This window comes from Rhodovulum adriaticum (genome assembly GCF_004345735.1).
Lineage (GTDB): Bacteria > Pseudomonadota > Alphaproteobacteria > Rhodobacterales > Rhodobacteraceae > Rhodovulum > Rhodovulum adriaticum.
Map to the genome: position 1 here is coordinate 119,830 of NZ_SLXL01000004.1, position 12,076 is coordinate 131,905.

12 protein-coding genes are annotated in these 12,076 nt (G+C 66.5%); 9 read left to right on the forward strand and 3 right to left on the reverse strand.

Annotated features, from left to right (window positions below; translation table 11 throughout):
- The first annotated feature begins 45 nt into the window (after positions 1 to 45).
- The 7 genes from pyrC to EV656_RS08295 all read left to right on the forward strand — a co-directional run bounded on the left by pyrC (position 46) and on the right by EV656_RS08295 (position 6,611).
- On the forward strand, positions 46 to 1,089 hold the full coding sequence (gene pyrC / locus EV656_RS08265; RefSeq protein ID WP_132602144.1) for a dihydroorotase: 1,044 nt from the start codon (positions 46 to 48) through the stop codon (positions 1,087 to 1,089).
- Positions 1,090 to 1,197: 108 nt separating this feature from the next.
- The gene (locus EV656_RS08270) at positions 1,198 to 1,878 is read left to right on the forward strand and encodes an orotate phosphoribosyltransferase (RefSeq protein ID WP_132602147.1); all 681 of its coding nucleotides are present in this window, start codon (positions 1,198 to 1,200) and stop codon (positions 1,876 to 1,878) included.
- A gap of 179 nt (positions 1,879 to 2,057) precedes the next feature.
- The gene (locus EV656_RS08275) at positions 2,058 to 3,557 is read left to right on the forward strand and encodes a replicative DNA helicase (protein WP_132602150.1); all 1,500 of its coding nucleotides are present in this window, start codon (positions 2,058 to 2,060) and stop codon (positions 3,555 to 3,557) included.
- 42 nt (positions 3,558 to 3,599) lie between these two features.
- Positions 3,600 to 4,652, forward strand: a complete 1,053-nt coding sequence (gene alr / locus EV656_RS08280; protein ID WP_132602153.1) for an alanine racemase — start codon at positions 3,600 to 3,602, stop codon at positions 4,650 to 4,652.
- Positions 4,649 to 5,428, forward strand: coding sequence for an MlaE family ABC transporter permease (locus EV656_RS08285; protein WP_132602156.1), 780 nt, complete (start codon positions 4,649 to 4,651; stop codon positions 5,426 to 5,428). The genes alr and EV656_RS08285 overlap by 4 nt, the downstream gene beginning before the upstream one ends.
- Positions 5,425 to 6,171, forward strand: coding sequence for an ABC transporter ATP-binding protein (locus tag EV656_RS08290; protein ID WP_132602159.1), 747 nt, complete (start codon positions 5,425 to 5,427; stop codon positions 6,169 to 6,171). Before EV656_RS08285 ends, EV656_RS08290 begins: the two co-directional genes overlap by 4 nt.
- Entirely contained in the window at positions 6,171 to 6,611 is a 441-nt protein-coding gene (locus EV656_RS08295) for a paraquat-inducible protein A (protein WP_165918967.1), read from the forward strand. Before EV656_RS08290 ends, EV656_RS08295 begins: the two co-directional genes overlap by 1 nt.
- A gap of 221 nt (positions 6,612 to 6,832) precedes the next feature.
- Here the strand turns inward: EV656_RS08295 and EV656_RS08300 are convergent, their stop codons facing one another.
- Entirely contained in the window at positions 6,833 to 8,092 is a 1,260-nt protein-coding gene (locus EV656_RS08300; RefSeq protein ID WP_132602162.1) for a vWA domain-containing protein, read from the reverse strand.
- A 90-nt stretch (positions 8,093 to 8,182) separates the two neighbouring features.
- Positions 8,183 to 9,106, reverse strand: coding sequence for an AAA family ATPase (locus tag EV656_RS08305; protein ID WP_132602165.1), 924 nt, complete (start codon positions 9,104 to 9,106; stop codon positions 8,183 to 8,185).
- A 109-nt stretch (positions 9,107 to 9,215) separates the two neighbouring features.
- Between EV656_RS08305 and EV656_RS08310 the strand changes: the two genes are divergently transcribed.
- On the forward strand, positions 9,216 to 9,836 hold the full coding sequence (locus EV656_RS08310) for a LysE family translocator (protein ID WP_132602167.1): 621 nt from the start codon (positions 9,216 to 9,218) through the stop codon (positions 9,834 to 9,836).
- 140 nt (positions 9,837 to 9,976) lie between these two features.
- Positions 9,977 to 10,918: a phosphoadenosine phosphosulfate reductase gene (locus tag EV656_RS08315; protein WP_132602170.1), complete on the forward strand. Its 942-nt coding sequence runs from the start codon at positions 9,977 to 9,979 to the stop codon at positions 10,916 to 10,918.
- A gap of 9 nt (positions 10,919 to 10,927) precedes the next feature.
- Here EV656_RS08315 and EV656_RS08320 read toward each other — a convergent pair whose 3' ends face one another.
- The gene (locus tag EV656_RS08320; protein WP_132602173.1) at positions 10,928 to 12,067 is read right to left on the reverse strand and encodes an alpha-D-ribose 1-methylphosphonate 5-triphosphate diphosphatase; all 1,140 of its coding nucleotides are present in this window, start codon (positions 12,065 to 12,067) and stop codon (positions 10,928 to 10,930) included.
- Between the last annotated feature and the right edge of the window lie 9 nt (positions 12,068 to 12,076).

Genomic DNA, 12,076 nt, shown 5'->3' on the forward strand with positions numbered 1-12,076 from the left:
CTGATCCCGCTGGCAAGCCCCGGCGCATCGGTGTATTGCTCCGACATGACCCAGACCCTCACGATCCGCCGCCCCGACGACTGGCACCTGCACCTGCGCGATGGCGCGATGATGCAGGGTGTCCTGCCCGAAAGCGCGCGCCACTTCGCCCGCGCCATCGTCATGCCAAACCTGATCCCGCCGGTGGTGACCTCGCGCGAGGCCGCCGCCTATCGCGACCGCATCCTGGCGGCCCTGCCCGAGGGGGCGGATTTCACGCCCCTGATGACCCTCTACCTGACCGAGGATACCGATCCCGCCGATGTGGCCGCGGCACATTCCAGCGGGCTGATCGCGGCGGTGAAACTGTATCCCGCAGGCGCCACCACCAATTCGGCCAGTGGCGTGACCGATTTCGACAAGGTCCGCCCGGTGCTGGAAAAGATGGCAGAGATCGGCTGCCCCCTTTGCGTGCATGGCGAGGTGGTGGACCCCGAAATCGACATCTTTGACCGCGAGGCTGTGTTCATCGACCGCGTGCTGGACCCGATCCGCCGCGCCACGCCGGGGCTGCGCGTGGTGATGGAACACCTGACCACCGCCGACGGGGTCGAGTACGTCAAGGCGAACGAGACCGACCTGGGCGCCACGATCACCACACACCACCTGATCATCACCCGCAACCACATCCTGGTTGGCGGCATCAAACCGCATTACTACTGCCTGCCGGTCGCCAAACGCGCCCGCCACCGCGATACGCTGGTGGCCGCGGCGACCTCGGGCGATGCGCGGTTCTTCCTTGGCACCGACAGCGCGCCGCATACCGACCCGAACAAGGAATGCGCCTGCGGCTGTGCCGGCATCTTCTCGGCCACCAACACGCTGTCCTGCCTGGCAGAGGTGTTCGAACGCGAAGGCGCCCTGGATCAGCTAGAGGGGTTCGCCTCGCTCAACGGGCCGGCCTTCTACCGCATGCCCCCGAACGAGGACCGGATCACCCTGACCAAGGGCGCCCCCGTCGTCTACCCCGAAAAGATCGAAACCGGGGCGGGCCCCGTGACCCTCTTCGATCCCGGTTTCCCGCTGCACTGGCGGGTCGAGGGGCCGTAATGCCCGCTTCTTCTTGGTATAAATACCCATTTCCCGACGAAGCCACCCGTCCCCCGCATCGGGCATGACGCCTTCGGCGAGGATATTTGGACCAAAGCAGGACCAGCCATGATTCCCACCTCCTACCCCGAGAAAGCCGAGATCGCCAGCCTGTCCGCGCGTATGCTGCTGGAAATTGGCGCGGTGCATTTCAACGCGGATCAGCCGTTCACGCTGGCCTCGGGCCTGCCCTCGCCGACCTATATCGATTGTCGGAAACTCATCTCCTACCCGCGCATCCGCGCCACGCTGATGGATTTCCTGACCGTCACCGTTATGCGCGAGGCCGGGTTCGAGGCGTTCGACAACATCGCGGGGGGCGAAACCGCCGGTATTCCCTTTGCCGCGCTGGTGGCCGAGCGCATGGCGCTGCCCATGACCTATGTCCGCAAGAAACCGAAAGGTTACGGCCGCAACGCCCGGATCGAGGGCGTGATGGGCGAAGGTGACCGGGTGCTGCTGGTGGAGGATCTGACGACCGATGGCGGCTCGAAACTGTCCTTCGTGGACGCGATCCGCGAGACCGGCGCGCAGTGCGGGCATACGGCTGTGATCTTTTACTACGGCATCTTCCCCGAGACCGAGCAGACGCTGGGCGATCACGGGGTTGCGCTGCATCACCTGTGCACCTGGTGGGACGTGCTGGCAGAGGCGCGCGCGCAAGGTGCCTTCGATGCGGCGACGCTGAAAGAGGTCGAGTCGTTCCTCAGCGCCCCGCGCGCCTGGCAAGAGGCCCGGCGCGGCGACTAGCGCTTTGCCCTTGCGCAGTGCCCTTTGGGACACAGAGTATACCGGATATTGACCTGAGCCCACCTTGCACCGCAAGATAGGGGGCAAAGGATATCCACAGACTGTCCACAGGGTTATCAAGATTGCGGCAGCGGCGGCCCCCCGCCTATAGGGTGGGTCTCACGCGGAAACGGACAGCCATGAACGAGATCAGCATGATCCAGCCCGGGGGCGGCGAGGGCGAGAGCGGCGGCGCCCTGCCCCACAGCATCGAGGCCGAGCAGCAGTTGCTGGGTGCGATCCTGACCAATAACGACATCTACGACCGCATCGCCGCGATCGTTCAGCCCGAGCATTTCTACGAGCCGGTGCACCAGCGCATCTACGAGATCGCCGCCCACCGCATCCAGAAGAACGCGCTGGCCTCTCCGGTTACGCTGAAGGCGTTTCTGGAGGATGACGAGGGGCTGAAGGAACTGGGCGGACCGGCCTACCTTGCACGGCTGGCGGGGGCTGCGATTTCGTCTTACGCGGCGCGCGATTACGCGCAGATGATCTACGACTTAGCGATCCGGCGCGAGTTGATCCGCCTTGGCCAAGACATCGCAGACAAGGCGGGCAAGGTCGATATCGCCTCTGAACCCAAGGCGCAGATCGTCGAGGCGGAACAGGCGCTCTACAAGCTGGGCGAACAGGGCCACGCCGAATCCGGGTTTCAGTCCTTCCTGAAGGCGGTGACCGATGCGGTGAACGTGGCCAATGTCGCCTATCAGCGCGAGGGCGGGCTGGCCGGGATTTCCACCGGGCTGATCGACATGGACAAAAAACTGGGCGGTCTGCACCGTTCGGACCTGTTGATCCTGGCCGGGCGGCCGTCCATGGGCAAGACCTCGCTGGCGACCAATGTCGCGTTCAACATCGCCAAGGCCTATAAACGCGGCACCCTGCCCGACGGGCGCGAGGGCGCGGTCGAGGGGGGCGTCGTGGGCTTTTACAGCCTGGAGATGAGTGCCGAACAATTGGCCGCCCGCGTGCTGTCCGAGGCATCCGAAGTTCCCAGCGAACAGATCCGCCGCGGCGACATGACCGAGGCCGAGTTCCGCCGCTTTGTCGAGGCCGCCAAGGCGCTGGAATCCTGCCCGCTGTACATCGACGACACGCCGGCCCTGCCGATCAGCCAGCTGGCCGCCCGTGCCCGGCGTCTGAAACGCACCCATGGGCTGGACGTGCTGTTCGTGGACTACCTGCAGCTTGTCCGCCCGGCCAGCGCCAAAGACAGCCGCGTGAACGAGGTCAGCGAGATCACCCAGGGCCTAAAGGCCATCGCAAAGGAACTGGATATCCCCGTGGTCGCGCTGTCGCAGTTGTCGCGCCAGGTGGAACAGCGCGACGACAAGCGCCCGCAACTGTCGGATCTGCGTGAATCCGGTTCTATCGAACAGGACGCGGACGTGGTGATGTTCGTGTTCCGTGAAGAATACTACAAGGAACGGGAAAAACCGGGCGATCACGACCTGGAGGCAATGGCCCAATGGCAAGAGGCGATGGACAAGGTTCACGGCCGGGCCGAGGTCATCATCGGCAAACAGCGCCACGGCCCCATCGGCACGGTCGACCTGTCCTTCGAAGGGCGGTTCACCCGCTTTGGCAACCTTGTCAAACCCTGGCAGCAGGGGGGCGAGACCGAGGGCTTCAGCTAAAACGCGCTTGACCTTGGCCGCGTGCCTGTCAAAAGGCGGAACATGGCGACTGGTTCTCTGACGATCGATCTCGACGCGCTGATGCGCAATTGGCAGGCCCTGAACCGGGCCAGCGGCCCGAACGTGGAAAGCGGTGCCGTGGTCAAGGCCGACGGCTATGGCCTGGGCGCGGGGCGCGTGGCACAGGCCCTGGCACAGGCGGGGGCGCGGCGCTTTTTCGTGGCCGTCGCCGAAGAGGGCGCAGCGGTGCGCCAGGCACTGGGGCCTGGCCCCGAAATCTGCGTGTTTTCCGGCCATATGCCCGGCGATGCGGACATGATCCGCGACCTGAACCTTGTTCCGATGCTGAACTCGGTCGAACAGTTGACCGGCCATATGGAGGCCCTGCCGGGCCATCCGTTCGGCATCCAGCTGGACACGGGCATGAACCGTCTGGGGATGGAACCCGCTGAATGGGCCGCGGTGGCAGAGATCGCCCTGGCCGCCGGGCCGGAGCTGATCATGAGCCACCTAGCCTGCGCCGACACGCCGGACGATCCGATGAACGCCCGGCAACTCAAGGTCTTTCGCGAGTTGACCGAGGGGTGCGGCGTGCCGCGCTCCCTCTCTGCGACCGGCGGCATCCTGCTGGGCCGCAACTATCATTTCGAGGTCACCCGTCCCGGCGTGGGCATCTATGGCGGCGATCCCTTCGTCGAGGCCGCGCCGGTGGCCTACCTGTCGCTGCCCGTCATCCAGACCCGCGAGGTCGAGCCGGGCGAAAGCGCCGGTTACGGCTGCACCTGGACCGCCGGGGATACCTGCCGCCTGGCCACGGTTGCCGCCGGATACGCCGACGGGCTGTTCCGCGCGATGGGCAATCGCGGCCACATGTTCCACGAAGGCGTCCCCTGCCCCATCGTCGGGCGCGTGTCGATGGACCTAATTACCGTCGATATTTCCCACCTGTCGGTGATCCCCGAGGCGCTGGAAATCCTGGGGGCCGATCAGACCGTGGACGATGTGGCCGACGCGGCCGGTACGATCGGGTATGAAATCCTGACCTCCCTTGGGCAACGCTATACCCGCAGCTACGCGGGGGGACCGGGGGCATGATCCTGGCGCCCGTCGCCGCGCTTGGCCGCTCGACCCTGTCGGGGCTGGCTGCGCTGGGGCGGATCGGGCTGTTCTGCATCGCCACGCTGGCCGCGCTGGTACGCCCACCCTTCTACATCCGCGAATTCGGCCATGCGCTGTGGACCATCGGCTATAACAGCCTGCCGGTGGTGGGCCTGACCGCTTTTTTCACCGGCGGCGCGCTCGCCTTGCAGATCTACGAGGGCGGCTCGCGGTTCAACGCGGGGCAGGTCGTGCCCTCTATCGTGGCGATCGGCATGACGCGCGAACTGGGGCCGGTGCTGGGCGCGCTGATGGTGGCCGCCAGGGTGGCCTCTTCCATCGCGGCGGAAATCGGCACGATGAAGGTGACCGAACAGATCGACGCGCTGGTGACGCTGTCCACCGACCCGATGCGCTATCTGACCGTGCCGCGCGTTCTGGCCGCGACCCTGTGCCTGCCGGTGCTGGTGGCGATGGGCGATTCCATCGGGATTTTCGGCGGTTACGTCGTGGGCACCGGGCGGCTGGATTTGAATGCCGCCGCCTATCTGGAAAACACCGTCGAGTATCTGGAGCCATGGGACGTGACCTCGGGCCTGATCAAGGGGGCGGTGTTCGGCTTCATCGTAGCGGTGGTCGGCTGCTATTTCGGAATGAACTCTGGCCGCGGGGCGCAGGGCGTGGGCCGGGCCACGAAATCGGCGGTGGTCACGGCCTCGGTCCTGATCCTGGCGGCCAACTACCTGCTGACAGAGCTGTTCTTTAGCGCATGATTGAACTTGTCGACCTGCACAAGGCCTTTGGCGCCAACCGGGTCCTGCGGGGCGTGAACCTGCATGTCCCCAAGGGCAAGAGCATGGTCATCATCGGCGGGTCGGGGACCGGGAAATCGGTTCTGCTGAAGTGCATCCTGGGGCTGGTCAAACCCGACGCGGGCCAGATCCTGATCCAGGGCAAAGACACGGCCAAGGCCGATCGCGACGCGTTCCTGGCCCGTTTTGGCATGCTGTTCCAGGGCGGTGCACTGTTCGACAGCCTCAGCGTCTGGCAGAACGTGGCGTTTCGCCTGCTGCGCGGGACACAGAAACGCCCCCGGGCCGAGGCCCGGGAGATCGCCATCGAAAAACTGCGCCGCGTCGGCCTGAAACCCGAGGTCGCCGACCTGTACCCGGCGGAATTGTCGGGCGGCATGCAGAAACGCGTAGGCCTGGCCCGCGCCATCGCAGCGGACCCCGAGATCATCTTTTTCGACGAACCCACCACCGGGCTGGACCCGATCATGGCCGGCGTCATCAACGAGCTGATCCGCGAAATCGTGGTGGAAATGGGCGCCACGGCAATGACCATCACCCATGACATGTCCTCGGTCCGCGCCATCGCCGATGACGTGGCGATGCTGCATGACGGGGTGATCCAGTGGACCGGGCCGGTCGGCCGGATGGACGCGTCCGGCGACCCCTATCTGGACCAGTTCATCCATGGCCGCGCCGAAGGGCCGATCGAGGCGGTGCGGTAGTGACCTACGCCCTGCGTATCGCCAACCTCGCCCTGCTGATCCTCTTCCCCGTCGCGTGGTTCGCGCCGCTTTTGCGGGCGGGGCTGTTGCCGCTGTTCGGGCTTTCGGAAATCTCGGTGATTTCGGGGTTGCAGGCGCTGTGGGAAACGGATGTGGCACTGGCGCTTCTGGTCACGCTGTTCGCCCTGTTCGCGCCATATCTGAAAACGCTGGGGCTGGCATTGATCCAGTTCGGGCTGGCCTCGCCCCGGTTGCTGCCGGCGCTCCACCTGCTGGGCAAGCTGGCGATGGCGGACGTGTTCCTGATCGCGCTCTATATCGTGGTGGTCAAGGGCGTGGGGCTGGCGCGGGTGGAAACGGCCTGGGGCCTATACCTGTTTACCGGCTGCATCCTGGCCTCGCTGACGCTGTCGCTGGTCGAAACGCACCGCAATCGCTGAGCCGGAAAAGAAAAACGCCGTGGGAGGGAGGGCCCACGGCGTTTTGATACTTGGCGCGTCGGGAGGGAGGGCCCTCGGCGCCTGGGAAACCTGTGTTGGGAAAAGACACAGGGATCGCCTGCAGGGTGTTTTCTACAGGTTGGGAAAGCCTGTAGCGCCGCAAACGATGAATGTCAAATGCACCTTTAGGCGTGCGACCACCTTGATCCAGATCAAATAGGTCAGGAATGTCGCAATTGCCGGATCAAACGGTCCCGCTCGCCGCTGTCATGGGCGCTGGACAGGGCTGCGGCCAGGTCCTCGATCACCTGGATCGAATGGCCCGCGCGAAAGCAATCCACATGGGGCAGCATCGCGCGAATGCCGCGCGCCCTGGGGGCAAAGCCGTCCCAACGCAGCAGCGGGTTGATCCATACCAGCCGCCGGGCAGACAGGTGCAGGCGTTCCATCTCGGGGGCCAGGCGGCCGCCCTCGTCCCGGTCCAGCCCGTCGGTAATCAGTAACACCACCGCGCCCGTACCCAGCACCCGCCGCGACCAGTCGCGGTTGAAGGCATGCACCGCCCCCGCGATCCGCGTGCCGCCCTCCCAGTCCGGGGCCTGCGCGCCTGCCGCGGCCAGGGCCGCATCGACATCGCGGGTGGCCAGCGTGCGGGTGATGTTGGTCAGACGCGTGCCAAAGGTAAAGGCATGCACCCTGGCCCAGCCCGCGCCCTGGGTATTGGCCACCGCATGCACGAAATGCAGCACCATGCGGGAATAGGCCGACATGGACCCAGAGATGTCGCACAGCACCACAAGGTTCGGCCAACGGGTGCGCCTGTTCTTTTGCGCGAAATCGCGGATCTCGCCGCCCTGACGCAACGCGGACCGCATTGTGCCGCGCCAGTCGGGCAGCTTGCCATGGGGGGCGGAACGGGTGCGCCGGGTGCGGATCGGCGGAACGGGCAGGCGCAGCTTGGCCAGCATGCGCTTGGCTTCGGCGACCTCGGCGGTGCTCATCTGTTCGAAATCGAGGGTCTTGAGCCGTTCGCGCGCCGATTGGGTCTGCTGGGCGTTGATCTCGATCTCTTCGCCCGCCTCGGCGTCGGGCAGGTCCGGCAGGTCGCGTTCCACCCCGTCCAGCAACGCCTCGGCGGCGCGCTTCTCGGCGGCGCGGGCGGTGCGTTCCTCGGCCACGCCGCGCATCGCGGGCAGCATCATGCTCATCATGTGTTCCAGGAACCGCGGATCGCGCCAGTAAAGCCGGAACACCTGGTCGAACACCTGCCGGTGTTCGGGGCGCGACAGGAAACAGGCGGCGAGCGTGTGGTAGAAATCGCCGCGTTCCGAAAACCCCGCCGCCTCGACCGCGCGGATCGCGTCGATCGCCCGGCCCGGCCCCACCGGCAGCCCCGCCTTGCGCAGGGCGCGCGCAAAGTGAAGGATGTTGTGGGACAGCTTGCCGTCGTCGGGGATGTCGAGGCGGGACAGGTCAGCCATGGCAAACCGCCCGCAGGATGGAGAGACCGGGGGGCCGTCTGCCCCCCAGCCACCCCGAGGATATTTTTCCAAAGCAGGACATGGGACCGCTCAGCCGGGGGCGAGCTCGGCGCGGACCTCGTCGAGCAGGCGCTTGGCCTCGGACCCCTCGATCCGCTGGATATCGTCCTGATATTTCAAAAGCGCCCCGATCGTGTCGGCGATGACCTGCGGGGAAAGGTCGATCACGTCCAGCGCCAGCAGGCATTTCGCCCAGTCGATGGTTTCGGCCACGCCGGGTTTCTTGAACAGATCCTCGGTACGCAGTTTCTGCACGAAGGCCACGATTTCCCGGCTCAGGGTTTCGGCCGCCTCGGGCGCGCGGGCGTGCAGGATATCAAGTTCGCGCGCGAAGTCGGGATAATCCACCCAGTGGTAAAGGCAGCGCCGTTTCAGCGCGTCGTGCACCTCGCGCGTGCGGTTGGATGTGAGGATAACGATGGGGGGATGGGGCGCGCGGACGGTGCCGAGTTCGGGGATCGTGACCTGAAAGTCGGACAGCGCCTCCAGCAGGAAGGCCTCGAAGGGTTCGTCGGTGCGGTCGAGTTCGTCGATCAGCAGGACGGGCGGTCCCGCAGCCTGGGGCCGCATGGCCTGCAAGAGGGGGCGTTCGATCAGGTAGCGGTCGGTGAACAGCTCGTCCTTCAGGGCATCGCGGTCGGCGCCCGGCCCTTCGAAGCCCACGGCCTCGGCGGTGCGGATGGCGATCATCTGTTCGGCGAAGTTCCATTCGTAGACGGCACTGGCGGCGTCCAGCCCCTCGTAGCATTGCATGCGGATCAGGCGGCGCCCCAGCCCGGCGGCGATGGCCTTGGCGATTTCGGTCTTGCCGGTGCCCGGCTCCCCCTCCAGAAACAGGGGCCGGCCCAGGCGCAATGCCAGGAACACAACCGTCCCCAAGGCGCGCCCGCAGACGTAATCCTGTCCGTCCAGCATTCCCTGAACGGCATCGATCGAGCCGATCCTGTCATCCATATCCCGTCCTCCCTGCCCCAAGAACTGCACGGGCGAAACCCTGGGTCAAGCCTTGGCGCTTGCCTTGCCGGCCCAGGCGTGGCTGAGTGGCGGGAAAGGAGTTTCGCCCATGCCCCTGGATCTGTGGTTCGCGTTTCTTGCTGCCTCTATGGTGTTGCTGATCATTCCCGGGCCGACGATCCTGCTGGTTCTGTCCTATGCGCTGAGCCAGGGGCGGCGGGTTGCGGTGGCCATGGCACTGGGGGTGGCCCTTGGCGACCTGATCGCGATGAGCGCCTCTCTGGCCGGGCTGGGGGCGCTGGTGCTGGCCTCGGCCACGCTGTTCACGGTCCTGAAATGGGTGGGGGCCGCCTATCTGCTGTATCTGGGCATCAAGCTGTGGCGCACGCCGCCGGTGCTGGCCGACACGGTCGATCCGGCGCCGCGCCCGGCGCGCACCATCTTTGCCCATGCGGCGGCGGTGACGGCGCTGAATCCGAAATCCATCGCCTTCTTCATCGCCTTCGTGCCGCAGTTCCTGCGCCCCGAGGCGCCGCTTGGCCCGCAATTCGCCATTTTGATCGCCAGTTTCGTGACGCTGGCCGCGGCCAACGCGCTGGCCTATGCGCTGTTGGCCGACCGGCTGCGCACGCAAATCCGCCGCCCGGCCGTCCTGCGCGCGATGAGCCGGGCGGGCGGCGGCGCGCTGGTGGGCATGGCGGCCCTGACGGCAACCACCTCTCGCGGTTGAGCACGGCCCGCGAATATCCCGAAATCCCCCCGCGCGTATCGAAATTCTGCCCCAATGCCGGGGCACACCGGACAGACGGTCAGGCGGGTTCCGGGCGCGACCCCGACCCGCTAGACTGTGCAGAGTCGAGGGGAGAGCGGATGGACGACCAGGCCGGGATGGAACTCGTGCGGGCGCACTGGCAGGATCTGCTGCCAGGCATCGATGCCGGGGCGGTGCTGGAACCGCTGGGCACCGATCACGCCGCGATTCTGGCCCGGGATGAGCCCGTGCTGCTGGTCACATTTGAGGATGCCGCGACACTGGGCGGGGCGCGCGCCGACGGGGCGCCGCTGGCCGCCACCCTGACCGAGGCCGCGGGCTGGTCGCGCCTGACGCTGGTGGCCCGGGAACGCACATGGTTCCGCGACCCCGACGTCTATGCCTATTTCGACCAGCTGGTGGATGAGGGTTTCTTCGACGAATTCGACCGGGTGGTGTTCTACGGCACGGGCATGTGCGGTTACGCGGCGGCGGCCTTTTCGGTCGCGGCCCCCGGCGCGACGGTGATCGTGCTGAACCCGCAGGCCACCCTGACCCCCGAGATCGCGGGATGGGACGACCGCTTTCGCACGGACAGGCGCCGGGATTTCACCACCCGCTACGGCTATGCCCCGGCGATGGCCGAGGCCGCCGCGCAGGTTTTCGTGATCCACGACCCAACCGCGCCAGAAAACGCCATGCATGCCGCGCTGTTTTCCGCTGCGAATGTCACTCGGGTACGGGCGCCGCGAACGGGACACGCTATCGAAACACAGCTGATGGACATGGGCGTACTGCCCGAACTGATCGACGCCGCGGGCGAGGGTCAGCTCAGTGCCCTGGTCTTTCACCGGCTGTTCCGCGCGCGCCGCCGTCACATGCCCTACCTGCGCAGCCTGCTGGCCCAGTTGCAGACCGATGGCCAGATCTGGCGCGCGGCGCTGGTTTGCCGGCACGCGGTGCGCGAACGCAGTTCGCCGCGCTTCCGCAGGCGCCTGGAGAAACTGGAACAGCAACTGGCGGCAACCGGCCGCAGCCTGCCCCCCGATCCCCAGGCCTGAGGCACGCACCTACCCCACGCGCAGGCCCTGGACCCAGGTGCCGCGGACGACGGGCGCCCCCTCCAGCCGCGTCACGCGGATCAGGTCGGCGCGGGCACCCACCTCCAGACGGCCGCGATCGGCCAGGCCAACCGCATCGGCCGGGGCGCGTGTGACCGTGGCAATGCCACGCGCCATGTCGCCCCACAGATCGCCCAGCATCACCGCCGCCATCAACAGCGCCGCCGGCACGTAATCCGAGGATACGATGTCCAGCAGATCGGCCTCGGCCAGGTCGCGTGCGGCCACGTTGCCCGAATGCGACCCGCCCCGGATCAGGTTCGGCGCCCCCATCATCACCGCGATGCCGTGATCGTGGCAGGCCTGGGCAGCCTCGCGCGTCGTGGGGAACTCGGCCAGGCGGATGCCATGGGCCGCCGAGGTGGCAACATGGTCGGCCGTTGTGTCGTCATGGCTGGCCAGGATCGCGCCGTAGCGCCCAGCCTCGGCCACGGCCACGCGTTCATGGGCGTCGCCATGGCGGGCGCGCAGTTCCTGCAAGGTGGCGACATGTTCGATGAACTCGGCCTCGGTCATGTTGTTCTTGCCCATGACATAGGCCTTCAGCTTTGACACATCGCGGAACTGCCGCTGCCCGGGCGTGTGGTCCATCAGACTGACGATGCCCACCCGATCCTCGGGGCCAAAGGCGGCCATTTCCTCGGTCAGGGTTTCGGAACAGACCTCGGCCCGCAGGTGCAGGAAGTGACTGATCCGCAGCGCCGCCCGTGCCCGCAGGTCCAGCAACTCGCTGGCCAACTGGCGGGCATAGGGATCATAGCGGCTTTTCCCCGAGGGGATCGACCCCACCCGCATCGCATCGAAAACGGTGGTGATGCCGACGCTGGCCAGTTCCGCGTCATGGGCAACGATCGCGCTGGCATGGGGCCAGTCGACACCGGGGCGCGGCTGGATGTGACGTTCCAGGTTGTCGGTATGCAGCTCGATCAGGCCGGGACACAGCATGTCGCCACCGCAATCGATTGCACCGGCGGGCACGCCCGCGCCCAACGCGATGTCCGCGATTCGCCCCCCTTGCACCCTGATCGAACCCATCACGGTTTCACCGGGCAGGACGAGGGTCGCATTGGCAAGCACAAGATCAGACATTCGGGACTC